Below are 18,774 nucleotides of genomic sequence, written 5' to 3'. Positions count from 1 at the left end.
CCCTTTCAGCCCTTGACCGCGCCGGACGTCATGCCGGCCACGATCTGGCGGTTGAAGAAGATGTACATGACCAGCGGCGGCACCGTGATCAGCAGGATGTCCATGAACAGCAGGTTGAACTGGCTGACCATCTGGCTCTGGAAGTTGTAGAGCGTGAGCTGCACGGTCGCGTTCTCGTCCCCCGGCAGGAAGTACAGGGGGTTGGTGAAGTCGTTGAACACGTTGACCGCCTGCACCACGACGATCGTGATGATCACGGGCCGCAGCAGCGGCAGGATGACGGCGAAGAAGAGCCGCAGCGGCCCGGCGCCGTCGATGATCGCCGCCTCGTCGAGCTCGCGCGGGATGGTCGCCACGAACGCGCGGAACAGCAGGATGCAGAACGAGAGGCCGAACGTCGCCTCGATGAGGATGAGCCCGGGCATGGTCTTGAACAGCCCGATCCCCTGCAGCACCCAGATCGTCGGCACCACGGCGGGCGGCACGATCAGCCCCGCCAGCACAAGTGCGTTGACGACCGGGTTGAGCCGGGACTGCCGCCGCTGCAGCAGGTAGCCGACCATGGCCGCGAGGATCACCATGATCGCGACGCTCACCACGGTGAGGACCGTGCTGTTGACGAAGGCCCGCACCACGATGCCGTCGCGCGTGGCGAGCACCTCGGTCAGGTTCTCGAAGAACGCCCACTCCTCCGGCAGGGAGAACTCCAGCCGCGAGGCGGACGACGCGTCCTTCGACGCCGTGAGGAAGATGAACGCGAACGGCACGAGGAACACCACCACCGACGCGACGATGGCCACGATGCCCGTGACCCAGGACCCGGCGCGCCTCATCGCTCGACCTCCTTGCGGTTGAGCAGCATCGAGACCGGCACCATGATCGCCGTGACCACGAGGAACAGGATCACGTTGCCCGCGGTGGACAGCCCGTAGAACCCAGCCTGGTACTGCTTGTAGATGACGGACGCGATGACGTCGCTGGTGAACCCGGGACCGCCCCCGGTGGTGGCCCAGATGAGGTCGAACGACCGCAGGCCGCCGATCAGGGACAGGATGATCACGGTGGCTGTGGCGGGCTGGACCAGCGGCAGCGTGATGGAGCGGAACTGCTGCCACCGGCCCGCGCCGTCGACCCGGGCGGCCTCGTAGTACTCCTGCGGGATCGCGACGATGCCCGCGATGTAGATCAGGGTGGCGATGCCGAGCCCCTTCCAGACGTCGACGGCGGCGACCGTCAGCAGGGCCGTGCTCGGGTCGGTGAACCACCCGGGCCCCTCGATCCCGAACGCTGCGAGCACGGTGTTGACCACGCCGTCGAACGGGTCGAGAAGGGCGGTGAAGGTGATGCCGACACCGATCGTGGAGACCAGCACCGGGAAGAACACCACCGACCGCAGGTAGCCCCGGCCCACGAGCTGTGAGGTGAGCAACACCGCGAGCGCCAGCCCGAGCACCACCTTGGCGGCTGAGGTCACGAACCCGTAGATCAGGGTGTTCACGAACCCGCGCGAGAGCTGCGGCTCCGCGAAGAACTGGACGAAGTTGTCCAGGCCGATGAACTCGGTGTCGAACAGGGTCCAGCGCGTGAGGCTGAACCAGAACGACGCGAACGTGGGCACCGCGAAGAAGATCAGGTACAGCACGCCGGCCGGCACGTAGAACCACGACGGGTAGGTGGCGCGCTGGGTCAGGGAGGTGCGAGCCGTCGTCCGACGTGGTCTGACGACCCGCACCCGGGTGGTGGCGGACATCACCAACCCTCGAGGCCCAGCTGCTTGGCCTGCTTCTCGACGTCCTGGTCGTAGAACGCCGCGGCGTCCTCCGCGCTACGGATGCCGGAACCCACCTCGACGGTGGCCTGCTCCAGGTTCGGGCCCTTGACGGGCGAGATGAACTCCAGGGCGTTGGCGGTCTTGCCCGCGTCGAAGTACGCCTGGATGTCGTCGAGCAGCGGCGGGGCGGAGTCCAGCACCTCGCACGTGCCCGCGTACGGCCCGGCGGGCGGGAGCAGCTCGTTCTGGATCTCGCACCCGGCGTCGCTGTTGACGAACGCGACGAACTCCTTGGCCGCCTCGAGCTCGGCGCCCTCGGTGGACCTGGGGATGTAGACGGCGTTCGGCTGCCAGATCGTCGCCTGCGTGTTCCCGGCGTCCGACGCGGGGAGCGCGAAGAATCCGATGTCGTCCACGGCGTCGGGCGTGTTCTGCAGGATCGTCTGGATCACGTTCGACAGCATCGGGTAGTGCGCGCCCTCGCCCTCGGCGACCATCCGGGCGCCGTCGGGGAACGTCGCGGACGGGAAGTCCTCGTTGAAGAAGCCCGCCTCCGCGACCTCCTGCTGGTGCTGGAAGCCCAGCAGCGCGGGCTCCTCGGCGTAGGAGCGCTGGTGCGCCGTGTACTGGTCGGCCCACTCGGGGTCGACGGCGAGCACGTTGGCGAAGTCGCCGAGCACGAAGAGCTGGCTCGTCCACGTCTCCCCGTAGGTCTGGATGACGGGCGCGACGCCGTCGCCCTCCGCGGCGATCTTCTCGTTGTTCGCCATGAACTCGTCCCAGGTCTCGGGCACGGTCAGGCCGAGGTCCGCGTAGACCTGCTTGTTGTAGACGATGCCGCCGGCGAAGGACGCGCCCAGCGGCGCGCCGTAGATCCCGTTGTCGGTGCTCACGACGGGGACGAACTCCTCGGTGAGCGAGCCGACCCACTCCTGGTCGCCCAGCTCGACCAGGGTCGAGTCCGGGTTGAGCGCCTGCAGCAGCGAGCCGGAGTTGTAGAAGAAGACGTCGGCCATCTCCCCGGTCGACAGCCGGGTCTTGATCAGGTTGTCGCCCTCGGTGCCGCCCGGCCGGATCTCGACGCTGACCGAGATGTCGGGGTGCTCGGCCTCGAAGGCCTCGATCAGGGCGTCGGCGGTCTCGGGGTTCGGCGCGTCGTTGGTCGTCAGGAACGTGATCTCGGTCGTTCCGCCGTCGTCGCCGGACGACGAGCAGCCGGCGAGGACCAGCAGCGGGACGGCCGCTGCGGCCACTGCCACGCGATGACGAGTTGCACGAGACATCTCTCTACCTCCTTGTAGAGCGAAAGGATCGTAGAGCGATCTACACTCCCTCGAATGAATCCTTTCAGCGGGTTCACGCTAGCGAGGGCGCCTGTAGAGTGTCAACCGATCTACAGAATCGGGAACTCAGTCGTGACCTCAGCAGAGACCAAGCCGGATGCCGCACCCTCTCCGGCCCCGCCGCCGCCCTCCGCGGCGGCGGTACCCGGCGCGGAGCCCGGCCGCCGCCCTTCGACGATCCAGGACGTCGCCCGCGAGGCCGGCGTCTCCCGGGCCGCGGTCTCCAAGGTGATCCGGAACGCCTACGGCGTCAGCCCGCACATGCGCACGCAGGTCGAGGCCGCGATCGAGCGGCTGGAGTACCGGCCGCGCGTGGCCGCGCGGGCCATGCGCGGGGCGAGCTTCACGCTCGGGTTCGAGATCCCGCAGGTGGGCAACGACTTCCTGACGATGATCGTCGACGGCGCGACGGAGGCGCTCGCGGACACCCCGTACCAGATGATCATCGCCCCGCTCGGGCGGGACCAGAAGGGCGACGTGGCGATCAACAGCCTCGCCGACCGCCAGGTCGACGGCATCGTGGCCATCGCGCCGCGGGTGGACCCCGCGTGGCTGGAACGGGTCGCCGAGCGCACGCCGCTGGTGATGATCGGGCGGCACGACCGGTCCGACCGCTACGACACCATCACCGGCGACGACCGGTCCGGCGCCGAGCAGGTCATGACGCACCTGTTCGACCTCGGCCACCGGCGCATCGTCCACCTGACCATCCACCCGTCCCGGCCGGAGCCGCCGTGGGCCGGCCAGGCCGGTGCCGAACCGCACGTGGTGCGCACCGTCGTCTACCGCGAGCGCATGACGGCGGCCGGGCTGGAGCCGGTGGTGGTCCACACCATGTTCGACGGCTCCGAGGCCCACGCGGCCACCCGCACGCTGCTGGCCTCCCCCGACCGCCCGACCGCGATCTTCGCGGGCAACGACACCCTGGCCATCGGCGTGCTGAGCGCGATCGCGGAGGCCGGGCTCGACGCGCGCGACGTGTCGGTGGTCGGCTACGACGACGTGCCGATCGCGCGGCACCCGCTCGTCTCGCTCACCAGCGTGGATCAGAGCGGCATCACGCTGGGCCGGGAGGCGGTGCGCCTGCTGCTGGAGCGGCTGGCGGGGCGCACGGAGTCGGTGCGGTACGAGGCCGAGGCGGTGCTCCGGACCCGCCGGTCGAGCGCGGAGCCGCGGGTGCCGTGACCCGAGGGGGGGCCGCCGGCGGAGCGGCCGGGGCGTCCCGGGTGACCGACGGCTGCCGGGCTGCCCGGCTGCCGACGATCCTCTTTGAGGCCCGAGTTTCTCCGCTTTGCGGGCGGTCAAAGCGGAGAAACTCGGGCCTCAAAGGGGATCGCGTCCACGGCGGGGCGGGTCCTCGCCGAGCTCGATGTCCGGGTCCGTGATCCTCGGACCTGTGGCGCCGCCGTAGGTCGCGATCTTGTACTCCGTGGCCGCCAGGGAGAGGGTCAGCTCGCGGATCCGACGGCGGATGGTGTCGCGGTGCTCCAGCAGGAGGTCGAGCCGCTCCGGCTCCGTCTCCTTCCCGGCGTCGGCCAGGGCGATGTAGTGCTGCAGGTCCCGCATCGGCATGCCCGACAGCCGCATCCGGGTGACGAAGACGAGACGCCGCAGCGCGGCGGCGTCGTACAGGCGATACCCGGCGGTGTCCCGGCCCACCTCGACCAAGCCCGCGCGCTCGTAGTACCGCAGCGTGTGCGGGGAGACGTCGAGGTAGGTCGCCGCCTCGGCGATCGGCAGGGGTCCGGGCACCGCGTCGAGGTCCGCGAGGGCGTGGATCACGTCGACGGACGGCGCGCCGTCCTCCCCCAGCTCCGCCAGGGCGCGCGACATCAGGTCGTCCGTTGCCATGCGCACCAGCCTAGGCCGGGCCGGGCCGGGTCTGGCTCCGGTCCGGCCCGACCTGGCCGCGCGCGGCAGGGGCCGGGTCATCAGAAGGCCCGCACGGCCGGGGGCACGCCCGGGAAGTCCGCCGAAACGGACGCGCCGGCCCACTTCTCGACGTCGTCCGTTGCGTCCGCATAGGCGCGCCGCAGGTTGCGGACCGCCTCCGCGCCGAGCGGCAGGCGCAGCGGCGCGTCGGGTGCGTCGAGCACTCGGCGGACGACGGCGGCGGCGCGGACCGGGTCGCCCTCCTGGCTGCCGTGGGCCTCGGCCATGTTCGCGCGCACCGCGCCGGCGACGGCGTCATACGCGGGGTCGCCGGCCGCGGTGCGGAGGACGCCGGCCGCGTTGAAGGCCGTGCGGAACCGGCTGGGCTCCACGATCAGCACCCGGACGCCGAAGGGTGCGACCTCGCCGGCGAGCGCCTCGGACCAACCCTCCAGGGCGAACTTCCCGGCCGAGTAGCTGCCGACCGCGGGGAAGGACATGCGCCCGCCCTGGCTGCTCATCTGCACGATCGCGCCCGTGCCGCGCGCCCGCAGGTGCGGCAGGACCGCCCGCACGTAGGCGGCCGGGCCGAACAGGTGCTGGTCGAGCATGTCGCGCAGGGCGGCGTCACCGATCTCCTCGGCGGTCCCGACCTGGCCCGCGCCGGCGTTGTTGACCAGCACGTCGATCCGCCCGAACGCGTCCAGGGCCTGACGCACCACGGTCTCCGCGCCCGCCGTGTCCCGGACGTCGTGTTCCACCGCGAGCAGCCGCTCCCCGTACCGTGCCCGGAGCGCGTCGAACCGGTCGGCCCGGCGCGCCGTGCCGACCACACGCTCGCCGGCCTGGAGCGCGGCCTCCGCCAGAGCGAGGCCGAGGCCGGAGCTCGCGCCGGTGATGAGCCAGGTCTTGCCGTTCGTGGTGCTGTCGTTCGTGGTGCTGTCGCTGGTCGTGCTGTGGTTCGTGCTGGTGCTGTCGTTCGTCATGCCGGCGACGCTAGGGATTGGAGCGCGCTCGAAGGCAAGGCTTTCCCCGAGGTCGGCACTTCACATCGAGATCGGCACATCCCTGTGCCGATCTCGATGCAGACTGCCGACCCAACAGGGCAAGCTGCCGACTGCTGCCAGCGGACTCCCGTCCTGCTCCGCAGGACTCAGGGCAGCACGACCCAGGGCAGCACGACTCAGGGCAGCAGGACCGTCCGGATCGCCGTGATCAGGCCGTCCTCGACGAGCACCCGGATCAGCGCGACGGGCGCGCCGTCCTGCGTCGCGACGAGCGCCATGCCGTCGTCCAGGAGCAGCGGCGCCAGGGTCCAGCCCGACGCCGGACCCAGGTACCGGAGGGCACCGGCGGCCACCCGCTCGGCGCCGGTGTCGAAGCCGACGCGCTCGCCGCGCAGCGTCGCCCAGCCCGAGACCTCCGGGTGCAGGATCCGCACCAGCGCCGAGAGGTCGCCCCCGGCGCAGGCCGCGATGAAGGTGTCGACCACGCGCTGCAGCTGGGGATCGGCGTGGTTCCGGGCCGCCGCGGCCGGCTCGGAGCCGGCCGCCGCCGGGCCGGCCGCCGCCGGACCGGTCGACGTGAGCGCTGCCGACGTCGGACCGCCGGATGCCGACGGTGGCGCCGCCGACCCGGCGGACCCCGACGCCGGCGGCCGCGACGCCCGGATCGCCCGCCGCGCCCGGCTGGCGAGCTGGCGGCAGGCGGCCGGGGTGCGGCCGACCGTCTCCGCGACGCTCTCGAAGGGGATGCCGAACACGTCGTGCAGCAGGAACGCGGCACGCTCGCCCGCAGTCAGCCGGTCGAGCACCACGGACAGGGCGCGCCGGATCTCGTCGTCCAAGGTGATCCGGTCCGCCGGGTCCGCGGGCGCACCCGTGCCCAGGCCCGGTGCCCCCGCGCCGGACCCGAAGTCCCACGCGGTCGGGTCCTGGGGCGCGGACAGCCGCCGGTGCGCCGACCCGATGCGGTCCAGTGCGAGCCGCCGCACCGCCACGACCAGCCAGCCGCGCAGGTCGCGGATGCCGCCGACGTCCTGGGTCGCGAGCCGCGCGAACGCGTCCTGCACCACGTCCTCGGCCTCGGCGGGGTCGGCCAGGATGCGCCGCGCGACGGCCAGCAGGTAGGCGCGGTCGTCGCGCGACGCCGCGGCGACCCGCTCGGTGTCGCCCCGCACAACCCCGGCGTCCACCCCGGCCCCGGCGTCCGGCACCGTCTCGGCGTCGGTCCCGGCGTTCTCGCCGGCCCCTCGCGCGGGGTCACGTCCTGCTTCGCTCATGCCCCGCACGACGATCGGGCACCCCGTGATGTGACGGCGTCACAGACCCGGCCGCCCGTTCGTCCTGTCCGCACCCGGCCGGCAGACCGCCGTCCGACGGACCCGAAGGAGCACCATGCTCACCACCACCCTGTGGGCGGCGCAGATCGTCCTCGCCCTGTTCTTCCTGTTCGCGGCGCTGCCCAAGATCGCCGGCCGCGGCATCGACCGCTGGGCCGGGTTCGACGACCTGCCCCGTTCGATCGTCGTCCTGACCGGCATCGTGGAGCTCGTGGCGCCGTTCGCGCTCGTCCTGCCCCTGCTCCTGGGCGCCTTCGAGTGGACGACGCCGCTGGCCGCGGCCGGGCTCGCCGTCGTGACCCTCATGGCCAGCGGGTTCCACGTCCGGGCCGGCGAGTGGCTGCCCGCGCTGGAGACGGCGCTGTGGGCGGCGCTCGCCGGGGCCGTCGCCGTCGGCCGCTGGGACCTCCTGGCCACCGGACCGCACCTGGACGCCGACCTGCTGGTCCCCGTGATCGGGCTGGTCATGGTCGCGCTCACGATCAACCTCGTCGCGATCTTCCGGGGCCCGGCGCCGTCCCGCTCCGCGACGGCTGAGCCGGCCGCACGCTGAGCCGCCCCGGCACTGCCCGCCCGTCGGTCTCCCTCTCGAGGCCCGAGTTTCTCCGCTTTGAGCGGCATCAAAGAGGAGAAACCCGGGCCTCAAAGGGGATGGCGGCCGCGGTCGGCGTCGGGCCGGAATGCGCACGGCCGGACGCCAGTTGGTGATTGACGTGAGCCTCCTGACCGACGCCGCCCCCGGCGGCACCGCACCCGACCCCTCGGCGCCCGACCACTCCGCACCAGACCACTCCACACCCGACTACTCCGCGCTCGACTACTCCGCGCTCGACGACCCCGCCTGGTCGTCGCTCACCGGGGAGCACGCCCACCTCGCCGAGGGCGGCGACCTCGTCCGGCGCTACCCCGTGGACGTCTCGCCGTTCGCCGCCGTCCGCACCTGGGACGACCCGGACGTGTGGGCCGCGATCATCGACCTGGTCGGGCACGACGCCGACTTCCCCGCCCCGCCCGAGTCCGTCGCCCTGCCGGCCGGCTGGGTGCGCGGCGACGTGTTCGGCGGCGTACAGCTCGTCGAGACCGAGCGCGTGGTCGGCCGCCCCGACGAGGAGGCCGTGGTCCTGGGCGAGGCCGACGTGCCCGAGATGCTGGACCTCGTGGCCCGCGCCAAGCCCGGTCCGTTCCTGCCCCGGACCCACCTGCTGGGCCGCTACGTGGGCATCCGCCGCGACGGGCAGCTCGCGGCCATGGCGGGCGAGCGTCTGCGTCCGGCCGGCTGGACCGAGATCAGCGCCGTCGCCACCGACGAGCGCTACCGCGGGCAGGGCCTGGCCTCGCGGCTGGTGCTCGACGTCGTGCACTCCGTCCGCGAGCGCGGCGCCCGGGCCATGCTGCACGCCGCGGCGAGCAACACGAACGCGATCCGGCTCTACGAGAGCCTCGGGTTCGTGCTGCGTCGCCGCAACGAGTTCGGGAGCGTGCGCACGCCCGCGAGCGCGTGACGCTCGCGGGCGTGTGACGCTCGCGCACGACCTCAGTGCGCCGCCTGCGCCTCCTCGGCCTTCTTCTTCCGGGACGGCAGCAGGTGCAGCACGGCCACCACGACGGCGCCGACCACGAGGCCGACCACGGCCGAGCAGAGGGTGTTGAACAGCCAGCCGAGGGTGCCGCCGAGCGCCCCGGCGCCGTCGTGGATGACCACCTCGAGGTGGTGCACCCACTCGTAGGGCCAGGGGATCCAGCCGGTGCCGTCCGCGCCGAGGTTGACGAGCAGGATGTGCCCGCCCACCCAGAGCATCGCGACGGTGCCGACCACGGAGATGACGGCGAGCACGCGCGGCATCGCCTTGACCAGGCCGCGGCCCAGGGCCTGGGAGAACCCGGAGTCACGCTCGGCGAGCCGCAGCCCGACGTCGTCCATCTTCACGATGGCCGCGACGATGCCGTAGACGATGATCGTGATGACGAAGGCCACCACGACGAGGATGAGGAGCCGGGACCAGAAGGTCTCGTCGGCCACCTCGTCCAGGGCGATCACCATGATCTCGGCCGACAGGATCAGGTCGGTGCGGATGGCGCCGGCGACCAGCTTCTTCTCGGCCTCGGGACTGACCTCGGTGGCGAGCACCGTCTCCTTGCTGTGGCCGGAGATCTTGTGCCAGATCTTCTCGGCGCCCTCGTAGGCGAGGTACGTGCCGCCGATCATCAGCACGATCGGCAGCAACCACGGCAGGAACTGGCTGAGCAGCAGCGCGGCCGGGAGGATGAAGATCAGCTTGTTGCGGATCGAGCCGATCGCGATCTTCTTCACGATCGGCAGCTCGCGCTGCGCCGCGACGCTGCGCAGGTACTGCGGGGTCACGGCGGTGTCGTCCACGACGACGCCTGCCGCCTTGGCGGTCGCACGGCCCGTGGCCGCGCCGACGTCGTCGATGGACGCCGCCGCGAGCTTGGCCAGCGCGGCGATGTCGTCCAGCAGTCCCATCAGGCCACCCATGGCGCACCCCGCTCCGGTCGATGTGTCGTCATGTCCCGAAGCCTATGCAATCGAGGCTCCCGCCCGGGCATCCGGGCGGGAGCCTCGTGTCAGCGGCCGACCGGGGTGAGCTCGATGCGGTCCAGGTTCCAGTTCTGGTACGCGTCCTCGGGCAGGGCGATGCGCAGCGTGTGCGTGCCCTGGGTGAGGCGCTGCGTCACGCCGCTGGGCTGGAGCACCTGCTTGGCGTGGCTGGTCGTGTTCCGCACGTCGACCCGGTCGCTGGGCGCGCCGTCGTCGAACGAGACGGTGTACGCACCGGCGGGCGAGTACGGCGAGGAGGCGCGCACGGCGACCTCGTAGGTGCCGGTCCTCGGCACCTCGACGGCGTAGGTGAGCCACTCGCCGCCGCGCATCCAGCCGAGGCTGACGGCGCCGTCCAGGTCCTGGATGTCCACGCCCTCCCCCGGGCGCATCTGCAGGTTGCTGCGGTTGGCCGGCTCCAGGTCGTGGTAGCCCACACCCTCGCCGGGCAGGAAGTCCTCCGCCTGGACGCGGACGGCGCCGCGCGGCAGCGGGTCGCCCTCGCCGGTGCGGAGCCAGCTCTCCAGCTTCTCGACGTCGTCCGTCTGGAAGATCGTCGTGTGGTACCCCTCCACCAGGGCCTGCCAGCCGCGCAGCGGGTCGATGAGCGAGGCCTCGTCGGTCATCCGCTCCGACAGCCCGTTCCACATCGTGTTGCTCCAGACGCGGCTCCCGCTCGCGAGCCGGTCCAGGAACGGACGGCGGGCAACGACGTCGGCCGTGCTGTCGAAGTTGACCTCGTAGGCCACGGGCTGGTCGACGCCGAACTTCTCGACGTCGGCCACGTTCGCGTCCGTGACCATGTGCATGTAGACGGCGCCGCGGTGCGTGGCCCGGAACTCCTGGACCTGCTCGACGGGCGCGTCCGACTTGTACAGGCCGTTGCGGACGGTGCCGGTCTCGGTCAGCACCGCCCAGATCTCCTCGCGGAACGGCCAGCCCTTGTCCAGGTTGACCAGGCCGCGGTCCTTCGCCAGGCGCATGGCCTGCTCCAGCGTGGGCACCCGCTCGTCGGTCAGCGCGGCCTGCGCGCCGCCCAGGCCCTCGCGCAGCCGCAGCCCCTCGATCTGCTCCAGCGTGAGGCTGTCCACGCGGCCGGTCCCGTTCGTGGTGCGGTCCACGGTCGTGTCGTGCATGAGCACGGGGACGCCGTCGGCGGTGAGCTGGACGTCCAGCTCGACGATCTCCGCGCCGTCCGCGAACGCTGCCAGGATCGCGGGGGCGCTGTTCTCGGGGGCCGCGCGCCACTGCGCGCGGTGCGCCGCCGTGAGGATCTTGGCGTCCCGGCCGTGGTCCAGCAGGTCGCGGTAGGCGCGTTCGGCGGGGGTGCCGCCGCCCTGGCCGGGGCCGCCGTGGCCGGCGGTTCCCGTGGCCGACGACGCCGCGGCGTCCCCGGTTCCGGTGTCCTGGGCGCCGGAGCCCAGCACGGAGGCGGTGGCCCCGGACAGCACCAGCGCGGCCGTGGTGACGACGGCCCCGACGCGGGTACGGATGCGTGAGTTCATGGGCCCGACTCTGGTGGTGCGGCCGGCCGCCGGGGCGAAGCGCACACGGCGGCCGGCTGAACACTGGCTGAACGTCAGCCCTGCCCGCACTCGACGCGGGCGTCGGCCCAGTCGGCGTGGTCGAAGTTCTTGCCGTCCGGGCCCTCGTCGGCGACCAGGCGCAGGCGGCGCACGCCGGTGACGTCCACGTCGAGCGGCACACCGCCGTCGTCGTTGGACAGGACCGGGGTCTCGGCCAGCAGCACGCCGTCGCCGTAGACGGCGAACCGGACGGAGCCGACGCCGGTGTCGCCGGGCTTGTCGAGCACCTCGTCGTCGATCCCGACCACGGCCGTCAGCGCCGTGCAGGCGCCGCCGAGCCACGCCGTCACCGAACCGGTCGCGTGCATCCCGATGCCCTTGGCGTAGGTGGTGCCCGCGATCCGCAGCGGCGCGCCGTCGCCGCCCGCGGCCTCGCCGTTGGAGCGGTCGCGCTCGACCGGGCCGTAGCCGTTGCTCTGCTCGGTCCAGTCGAGGTCGGAGACGAAGGGGGTCCCGGTCGGGGCGGGCGGGGTGACCCACAGGGTGGCCTGGCTCGCGGCGACGTACGGGTCACCGCCGTCCCGGTAGTCGACGTCGACCGGCACCTCGAACGTGCCCGTCGCGCCGTCGGCGGGCACCCGGACCTGCCACGTGAAGCGCGCGGTCTGCCCGGCGGCGAGCCGCGCGACGGTGCGGGTGCCCTGGTCGGCGGACCAGCCCGAGGGCAGGTCCGGCGTGAGGCGCACCCGCGTGACGGCGCGGTCCGCCACCGTGAACGCGGCCGTCACCGCCACGGTGCTGCCGGGCTCGACGTCGGCCTGCTCCGGGTCGACCGTGACCGTGGTGTCCGGCCGGGCCGCCAGCGGGTCCAGGCACGACTCCCGGTCGCCCGTCGCCGCGCACACGACCGCCACGAAGCCGCCGTTGTCCGCCGTCGGGATCCGCAGCGTGTCGGCGGCCGTGGTGCGCACCGTCGAGTGCACGGTGGCCGACCCGTTCGCGCCGTCGTCCGTCAGCAGGTCGACCATCACCTTGGACCCGCGTGTGAGGCCAGCCAGCGGGAGCCGCAGCGGGTCGCCCGATCCCGCGCGCATGCCGCCCACGAACCAGCGGTCCCCGGAGCGGCGCGCGAGCACCGCGTCCCGCCCCGGAGTGCCGCTGAGCAGCCGCACCTCGTCCCAGGTCGTGGGGAGGTTCCGCAGGAACGGCAGGGCGTTCGGCTCGTCGTCGTACCCCTCGGGCTTGTCCGAGATGTGCTGCCAGCCCGACTCGTACACGACCGCCATCGCCGCCTGCTGCGCCTTGGACGTCTTCGCGTTGTCGCGGGAGAAGACCACGGGCGTGAAGTCCATCGACCCCAGCACGTTGCGCGTGAACGGCACGATGAGGCTGCGCTCGGGGCTGATCCCGTTCTCCATGCCGCGCACGGCCTCGTAGCTCATGATGTGCGGCCAGGTGCGCTGCATGCCGGTGGGCAGCGCGGCGCCGTGGAAGTTGACCATCAGCTCGTACCGGGCGGTGTCGCGGGCGACGTCGTCGTACCACTGGTGGATCTCCTGCGAGTCGGAGTCCATGAAGTCGACCTTGATGCCGCTCACGCCCCACGACCTCAGGCGCGGCAGCCACTCGTCGCGCTGCTCCTGCGTGCGCAGGTCGCGGCTGTGGAACCACACGATCACGTCGACGCCGCGGGTGTGCGCGTAGCGGACCGTGCGCGGCACCCAGCTCGCGTCCCAGCCCTCGTCGAGCAGCACGTACTCCCAGCCGTTGCGCGCCGACAGGTCGACGAAGTCCCGCTGGCGCGCCTCGTCGCGCGGGCTGCTCCCGTCGGTCAGCCAGCTCCAGCTCGACCGGCCGGGCTTGATCCAGTCGGCGGCCGGGTCCAGGGCGGCGGGCGTGGCGAGGTCGTCCACCAGGGTGGAGCCGACGACGCCGGCCAGGTCGCCGACGATCGCGACCCGCCACGGCGTCGACAGGTCGCCGGACGTGGTGACAGGGCGGCCCTCGAAGAGGTCGATGCCGTAGCGCAGCGAGCCGGTCTCGTGCGTCAGGTGCGAGCCCGAGTAGTCGCCGTGCAGGTCGGCCTCGGTGACCAGCACGTACCGGTCGCCCTGCCCGAACAGCACCGGGTACCCGACGCTGCCGGAGCCGTTGCCCGCCGCCGCGGTCGTGGTGCTCCACTCCGCCTCGTAGTTGACGGCGTAGGAGCGCTGCATCCAGGCGGGGCCGTCCGCGGCCGGCTCCCACACGCCGGACTCGTCGTCGACCCGGTGCTCGCCCGGGCCGCCGAGCAGGTAGCGGTAGGCGACGCCGTCGTCGGACACGCGGACAGCGATCCGCAGCCGCGCGCCGGCCGGGTCGGCGAACGTGAACACCGACTCGCGGTGGGTGTAGCTGCGCCGCTCGCGCTTGCCGGTACTCATCGAGTACGTGTCGGAGACCGTGCGGTCCTGCCGGCCGGCGAACGTCAGTCCGGTGGTCAGGTCGCCGTCGCTGCCCCGCAGGCCCAGCTGCGTGGCCGAGAGCACCGTGTCGCCGTCGGCGAGCACGTCGAGCGCCACCTCCCCGGCGGCGTCCAGGCGGAGCAGCCCGTCCAGGTGCGACCCGCGCGGCCCCTCCACCCGCCAGCTCGACGCCGTCCCGCCCGCAGGGTCCGGGCCGGTACCGCTCGCCGGGGCGGCGGTCGCGCTGCCCGCGACCACCAGGCCGCTCGCGACGAGGGCGACGGCTGACACCGCTGTCACCAGATGGAGAGCAGGACGGAACGCTGGTACGAGCTTCACGAGGTCTCCCTTGACTTCGGTCCGGTGCCGGCGTCGGCCTGGTGCGCCGCCCAGAAGGCTAGGCGGCGCACCGGACCAGGTCAACGACCCGGGCGCAGGTCGAGGCGGCGTAGGAGCTGCGCGTTGAGCGCCACGACCACGGTCGACAGCGACATCAGGACGGCGCCGACGGACATCGGCATCACGAAGCCGATCGGCGCCAGCACGCCCGCGGCCAGCGGCACCGAGATCAGGTTGTACCCGGCCGCCCACCACAGGTTCTGCTTCATCTTGCGGTAGCTGGCCCGCGACAGCTCGATCACCGACAGCACGGACCGCGGGTCGTCGCTGGCGAGGATCACGCCGGCCGACGCGATGGCGACGTCCGTCCCGGCGCCGATCGCGATGCCGACGTCGGCCTGCGCCAGCGCCGGGGCGTCGTTCACGCCGTCCCCGACCATCGCCACCTTGCGGCCCTCGGCCTGGAGCTGTGCCACCTTGGCGGACTTGTCCTCGGGCCGGACCCCGGCGAAGTACCGGTCCACGCCGAGCTGGTGCGCCACGGACTGGGCCACGGCCTCGGCGTCGCCGGTGATCATGACCACCTGGACGCCGCGGTCGTGCAGGGTCCGGACCGCCTCGGCGGACTCGGCGCGCACCTCGTCGGCGAGCTTGATGCCGCCGATCACCACGCCGTCGCGCAGCACGTGCAGGATGATCGCGCCGTCCTTGCGCCAGGCGTCCGCCGCGGGGATCTCCTCCTGGCGGTTCTGCTCCAGCAGGCGCGGCCCGCCGACCCGGATCTCGTGGCCGTCGACCGTCGCCGTGACGCCCACGGCGGGCGACGACGCGAAGCCCGTGGCGCGCGGGACGGTGAGCCCGCGCTCCTGCGCCGCCCGGACGATCGCGCGGGCCAGCGGGTGCTCGCTGTCCGACTCGGCGGCGGCCGCGAGCGCCAGGAGCGTGTCGGTGTCGAGGCCGCCGTGGCCGGTGCCGTCGTGGCCGGTGCCGTCCCGGCCCGAGCCGGGGTCTCCGGCGGGCTGGGCGTCGGCGACCGTGGGCTCGCCCTTGGTGAGGGTGCCGGTCTTGTCGAACAGCACGGTGTCGACGGTGCGCATGCTCTCCAGCGCGAGGCGGTCCTTGACGAGCACGCCGCCGCGTGCGGCACGTTCCGTGGCGATCGAGACCACGAGCGGGATCGCCAGGCCCAGCGCGTGGGGGCAGGCGATGACGAGCACGGTCACGGTGCGGATGACGGCGTCGTCGGGCAGGCCGACGAGCGTCCAGACCACGGCGGTGACCGCCGCAGCGCCCAGCGCGAACCAGAAGAGCCAGCCCGCGGCGGTGTCGGCCAGGCGCTGCGCGCGCGAGGAGGAGGCCTGCGCCTCGGCGACCAGCCGCTGGATGCCGGCCAGGGCGGTGTCGTCGCCGGTGGCTGTGACCTCGATGCGCAGGCCGGAGTCGGTGGCGACGGTGCCCGCGGTCACGGGCTCCCCCAGGCCGCGCGGCACGGTGCGCGACTCCCCCGTCACCATCGACTCGTCCATCTCCGCCCGGCCGTCGACGACGCGGCCGTCGGCGGGGACGCTCCCGCCCGGCCGCACCACGACGACGTCGCCGACGACGAGGTCGCTCGGCGCGACCTTGACGATCTGGTCCCCGTCGACCCGCTCCGCCTCGTCCGGCAGCAGCGCTGCGAGGGAGTCCAGGGCCGACGTCGTCTGCGCGAGCGAGCGCATCTCGATCCAGTGGCCCAGCAGCATGATCACGATGAGGAGCGCCAGCTCCCACCAGAAGTCGAGCTGGTGGTCGAGCAGCCCCAGGCTGGCGCCCAGCGACGCGACGAACGCGACCGTGATGGCGAGCCCGATCAGCAGCATCATCCCGGGCTTGCGGGAGCGCAGCTCGGAGACGGCGCCGGTGAGGAACGGCGAGCCGCCCCAGACGTACATGACGGTGCCGAGCACGGGCGGGATCGCGGTGACCCAGGCGGCGTCGGGCAGATCGTAGCCCAGGATCATCGCGAACATGCCGGAGAACGCGACGACCGGCACCGCCAGGACGAGCATGATCCAGAACAGCCGCCGGAACCGGCCGACGTGGTCGCCGTGACCGGCGTGGGCGTCGTGACCGGCATGGGCGTCGTGGCCGGCATGGGCGTCGTGGCCCGCGTGAGCGTCGTGGCCGGTGTGGTCGGTGTGGGCGCCGTGGCCGGCCTCGGCGCCGTGCGATGCGTGCTCGTGGTGCGCGTGCTCCTGGTGCGCGGACTCGTGGTCCGCGGCAGGACCGGGCGCGACGGGCGGCGCGGGATGCTGGTGTGGCTCGTTCATGGATCGCTCCTGGGTTGAGCAGAGCATGCCCCGTGAGGGCTGCAGTACTCCATATATACCCCTAGGGGGTATCTGCGTCAACCGGGCGAGCTACATCAGAGGCCACCGACACCCCGCAGGGGGCGCATGCGAATGTGGGGTGCGTTGCTCAGCGTCGACATCGTCTACGCAGAGCAACACACCCCACATTCGAACAGTCACCCGGAGCGGTTCTCGACCACCTCGCCCCAGGCTCAGCCTCAGGTTGAGGTTGAAAGTTCGCCCGGACTCTGCCTCAGGTCGAGGTTGAGAGTCCGGGCTGGCAGCGCCGGGAAGCGCCTAGACGTCCACGTGGGAGCCGAGCAGCACCGTGCGGTCGCGGGGCAGGTTGAAGTGCTCGGCGGCGTCCGCCGTGATGTACGACGTGGCGATGAACAGCCGCTTGCGCCAGGCCGGCATCCCTGGCTCCTTGCCGAGCCGGAGCTGGATGCGGGACAGGAAGTACGTCGCGTTGTCCAGGTCGAGCCAGCCCTCGGTGTCCTCCGGCCCGAGCTGCGCCAGCGCCGCGGGCACGTCCGGCCGTTCGTCGTACCCGAACCGCACGGTGAGGTGCGTGATGCCGTCCCGGCCCTCGCCGAGGTGCTCGACGACCACGCGCTCCTCGTCCGTCAGGCGCGGCACGATCGCGACGTCGACCGCCACGACCGCCACCTGCTCGTGGCGCACGTGGTTGTGCTCGACGTTCGCGCGCAGCGCGAGGGGCGCCGTCTCGCTCCCGCGGTTGAGGAAGACGGCCGTGCCGCTGACCACCTGCACCGGCGTCTCGCGGGTCCGCAGCCCGTCCACGAAGGCGCGCAGCGACCCCTCCATGGCCTCGCGCTTGGCGGTGACGACCTCACGACCGCGCTGCCAGGTGGTCATGACGGTGAACGCGGTCACCGCGATCGCGAGCGGCAGCCAGGCGCCGTGCACGAGCTTGGTCAGGTTGGCCGCGACGAACAGCAGGTCGACCGCCAGCAGCACGGCGGCCAGCGACGCCAGCACCCACTTGGGCACGTTCCACGTCTTCCACGCCACGTAGAAGAACAGGGTGGTCGTGATCGTGATGGTGCCGGTCACGGCCATGCCGAAGGCGTAGGCCAGCGACGCCGAGTCACGGAACGCGAAGACCAGGGTGAGCACCGAGACCATCAGCAGCCAGTTGATCCACGGCACGTAGATCTGACCGCGCTCGGACCGGGAGGTGTGCAGGATCCGCAGCCGGGGCAGGTAGCCGAGCTGCGCGGCCTGGGCCGTCACCGAGAACGCGCCGGTGATGACGGCCTGGGACGCGATGACGGTCGCGGCGGTGGCCAGGACCACCATCGGGATCAGCGCCCAGTCCGGCGTCAGCAGGAAGAACGGGGCCGACAGGTTGGCCCGGTCCTGGAGGATCAGCGCGCCCTGGCCCATGTAGCTCAGGGTGCACGCCGGGAGCACGAGGAAGATCCAGCCGACCGAGATGGGCCGGCGGCCGAAGTGGCCCATGTCGGCGTACAGCGCTTCGGCGCCCGTCACGGACAGCACGATCGCGGCGAGCGCGAAGAACGCCAGGTCGAACCGGCCGGCCAGGAAGCCCAGGGCGTACGTGGGCGAGAGCGCCTTGAGGATGCCTGGCTCGCCGGCCACGCCCCAGATGCCGCACGCGCCGATCGCGACGAACCACGCGATCATCACGGGGCCGAACAGCCGGCCGACGGCCGCGGTACCGAACTTCTGCGCGGCGAAGAGGATCACGATGATCACGGCGGTGACCGGGACGATCCAGCCCTCGAACTCGGGGTTGATGATCTTCAGGCCCTCGACCGCCGAGAGCACGGAGATGGCCGGCGTGATCATGCTGTCCCCGAGGAACAGCGCGGCGCCGAACAGCCCGAGCCCGGCCAGCGTGAGGGTGGTCCGCGTCGACCCGTTCCTGGCCCACCGGCGCAGCAGCGTGATCAGGGCCATGATGCCGCCCTCGCCGTCGTTGTCGACCCGCATCGCCAGCAGCACGTACGTGATGGTGACGATGAGCATCACCGACCAGAAGATCAGCGAGACGACGCCGTAGACGTTCTCCGTGGTGGCCGGCACCGGGTGCGGGTCCGCCGGGTTGAAGACCGTCTGGAGGGTGTAGATCGGGCTGGTGCCGATGTCGCCGAACACGACGCCGAGCGCGCCGACCACGACGGCGAGCCGCAGGGCCTCCGCGGGTCGCGGGACGAGGCCGGGCGGGCGGATTGCAGTAGTCACCTGTGGAACCTAAGGC

The 18,774-nt window shown here is 72.3% G+C and carries 14 protein-coding genes; 3 read left to right on the top strand and 11 right to left on the bottom strand.

What is annotated here, in order from left to right; translation table 11 throughout:
• Window positions 1–5: 5 nt before the first annotated feature.
• Genes ACIPN7_RS26795 through ACIPN7_RS26785 form a run of 3 tightly spaced genes read right to left on the bottom strand, consistent with a single transcriptional unit; the run spans window position 6 to window position 3,054 of the window.
• Window positions 6–833: a carbohydrate ABC transporter permease gene (locus ACIPN7_RS26795; RefSeq protein WP_400549724.1), complete on the bottom strand. Its 828-nt coding sequence runs from the start codon at window positions 831–833 to the stop codon at window positions 6–8.
• Window positions 830–1,750, bottom strand: coding sequence for a carbohydrate ABC transporter permease (locus ACIPN7_RS26790; protein ID WP_400549722.1), 921 nt, complete (start codon window positions 1,748–1,750; stop codon window positions 830–832). The genes ACIPN7_RS26795 and ACIPN7_RS26790 overlap by 4 nt, the downstream gene beginning before the upstream one ends.
• The gene (locus ACIPN7_RS26785) at window positions 1,750–3,054 is read right to left on the bottom strand and encodes an ABC transporter substrate-binding protein (protein WP_400549720.1); all 1,305 of its coding nucleotides are present in this window, start codon (window positions 3,052–3,054) and stop codon (window positions 1,750–1,752) included. The genes ACIPN7_RS26790 and ACIPN7_RS26785 overlap by 1 nt, the downstream gene beginning before the upstream one ends.
• 132 nt (window positions 3,055–3,186) lie before the next feature.
• Between ACIPN7_RS26785 and ACIPN7_RS26780 the strand changes: the two genes are divergently transcribed.
• The gene (locus ACIPN7_RS26780; protein WP_400549718.1) at window positions 3,187–4,299 is read left to right on the top strand and encodes a LacI family DNA-binding transcriptional regulator; all 1,113 of its coding nucleotides are present in this window, start codon (window positions 3,187–3,189) and stop codon (window positions 4,297–4,299) included.
• A 138-nt stretch (window positions 4,300–4,437) separates the two neighbouring features.
• Here ACIPN7_RS26780 and ACIPN7_RS26775 read toward each other — a convergent pair whose 3' ends face one another.
• The 3 genes from ACIPN7_RS26775 to ACIPN7_RS26765 all read right to left on the bottom strand — a co-directional run bounded on the left by ACIPN7_RS26775 (window position 4,438) and on the right by ACIPN7_RS26765 (window position 7,267).
• Window positions 4,438–4,965 (bottom strand): MerR family transcriptional regulator, encoded by a 528-nt coding sequence (locus tag ACIPN7_RS26775; protein ID WP_400549716.1) that lies wholly within the window; start codon window positions 4,963–4,965, stop codon window positions 4,438–4,440.
• Between the two features lie 80 nt (window positions 4,966–5,045).
• Window positions 5,046–5,972, bottom strand: coding sequence for an SDR family NAD(P)-dependent oxidoreductase (locus tag ACIPN7_RS26770; protein WP_400549714.1), 927 nt, complete (start codon window positions 5,970–5,972; stop codon window positions 5,046–5,048).
• 197 nt (window positions 5,973–6,169) lie between these two features.
• Complete coding sequence (locus ACIPN7_RS26765) at window positions 6,170–7,267, bottom strand: sigma-70 family RNA polymerase sigma factor (RefSeq protein ID WP_400549712.1); 1,098 nt, start codon at window positions 7,265–7,267, stop codon at window positions 6,170–6,172.
• Between the two features lie 115 nt (window positions 7,268–7,382).
• Between ACIPN7_RS26765 and ACIPN7_RS26760 the strand changes: the two genes are divergently transcribed.
• A complete protein-coding gene (locus ACIPN7_RS26760) occupies window positions 7,383–7,880 on the top strand; it encodes a DoxX family protein (protein ID WP_400549711.1) in 498 nt (165 codons plus the stop codon).
• Window positions 7,881–8,040: 160 nt separating this feature from the next.
• A complete protein-coding gene (locus ACIPN7_RS26755) occupies window positions 8,041–8,829 on the top strand; it encodes a GNAT family N-acetyltransferase (protein ID WP_400549709.1) in 789 nt (262 codons plus the stop codon).
• Between the two features lie 32 nt (window positions 8,830–8,861).
• On the opposite strand, the gene ACIPN7_RS26750 is transcribed toward ACIPN7_RS26755, so the two are convergent.
• The 5 genes from ACIPN7_RS26750 to ACIPN7_RS26730 all read right to left on the bottom strand — a co-directional run bounded on the left by ACIPN7_RS26750 (window position 8,862) and on the right by ACIPN7_RS26730 (window position 18,758).
• On the bottom strand, window positions 8,862–9,812 hold the full coding sequence (locus ACIPN7_RS26750) for a DUF808 domain-containing protein (protein ID WP_400549707.1): 951 nt from the start codon (window positions 9,810–9,812) through the stop codon (window positions 8,862–8,864).
• Window positions 9,813–9,913: 101 nt separating this feature from the next.
• Window positions 9,914–11,392 carry a glycerophosphodiester phosphodiesterase family protein gene (locus ACIPN7_RS26745; protein WP_400549706.1) on the bottom strand — a complete coding sequence of 493 codons (1,479 nt, stop codon included), beginning with the start codon at window positions 11,390–11,392 and terminating at the stop codon, window positions 9,914–9,916.
• 74 nt (window positions 11,393–11,466) lie between these two features.
• Entirely contained in the window at window positions 11,467–14,157 is a 2,691-nt protein-coding gene (locus ACIPN7_RS26740; RefSeq protein WP_400549704.1) for a glycoside hydrolase family 97 catalytic domain-containing protein, read from the bottom strand.
• A gap of 119 nt (window positions 14,158–14,276) precedes the next feature.
• A complete protein-coding gene (locus tag ACIPN7_RS26735; RefSeq protein ID WP_400549702.1) occupies window positions 14,277–16,505 on the bottom strand; it encodes a heavy metal translocating P-type ATPase in 2,229 nt (742 codons plus the stop codon).
• Window positions 16,506–16,823: 318 nt separating this feature from the next.
• Window positions 16,824–18,758, bottom strand: coding sequence for a potassium transporter Kup (locus tag ACIPN7_RS26730; RefSeq protein ID WP_400549700.1), 1,935 nt, complete (start codon window positions 18,756–18,758; stop codon window positions 16,824–16,826).
• Between the last annotated feature and the right edge of the window lie 16 nt (window positions 18,759–18,774).

The organism is Promicromonospora sp. NPDC090134 (assembly GCF_044746965.1).
Lineage (GTDB): Bacteria > Actinomycetota > Actinomycetes > Actinomycetales > Cellulomonadaceae > Promicromonospora.
The sequence above is the reverse complement of the archived record's forward strand: the minus strand, read 5'-3'. Positions and strand labels throughout refer to the sequence as shown.

Excerpts from the sequence above, each read along its gene's own strand:
- ACIPN7_RS26735 (WP_400549702.1), bottom strand. The coding sequence starts at position 16,505 with ATGAACGAGCCACACCAGCATCCCGCGCCGCCCGTCGCGCCCGGTCCT.
- ACIPN7_RS26775 (WP_400549716.1), bottom strand. The coding sequence starts at position 4,965 with ATGGCAACGGACGACCTGATGTCGCGCGCCCTGGCGGAGCTGGGGGAG.
- ACIPN7_RS26750 (WP_400549707.1), bottom strand. The coding sequence starts at position 9,812 with ATGGGACTGCTGGACGACATCGCCGCGCTGGCCAAGCTCGCGGCGGCG.
- ACIPN7_RS26765 (WP_400549712.1), bottom strand. The coding sequence starts at position 7,267 with ATGAGCGAAGCAGGACGTGACCCCGCGCGAGGGGCCGGCGAGAACGCC.
- ACIPN7_RS26790 (WP_400549722.1), bottom strand. The coding sequence starts at position 1,750 with ATGTCCGCCACCACCCGGGTGCGGGTCGTCAGACCACGTCGGACGACG.
- ACIPN7_RS26785 (WP_400549720.1), bottom strand. The coding sequence starts at position 3,054 with ATGTCTCGTGCAACTCGTCATCGCGTGGCAGTGGCCGCAGCGGCCGTC.
- ACIPN7_RS26770 (WP_400549714.1), bottom strand. The coding sequence starts at position 5,972 with ATGACGAACGACAGCACCAGCACGAACCACAGCACGACCAGCGACAGC.
- ACIPN7_RS26795 (WP_400549724.1), bottom strand. The coding sequence starts at position 833 with ATGAGGCGCGCCGGGTCCTGGGTCACGGGCATCGTGGCCATCGTCGCG.
- ACIPN7_RS26760 (WP_400549711.1), top strand. The coding sequence starts at position 7,383 with ATGCTCACCACCACCCTGTGGGCGGCGCAGATCGTCCTCGCCCTGTTC.
- ACIPN7_RS26745 (WP_400549706.1), bottom strand. The coding sequence starts at position 11,392 with ATGAACTCACGCATCCGTACCCGCGTCGGGGCCGTCGTCACCACGGCC.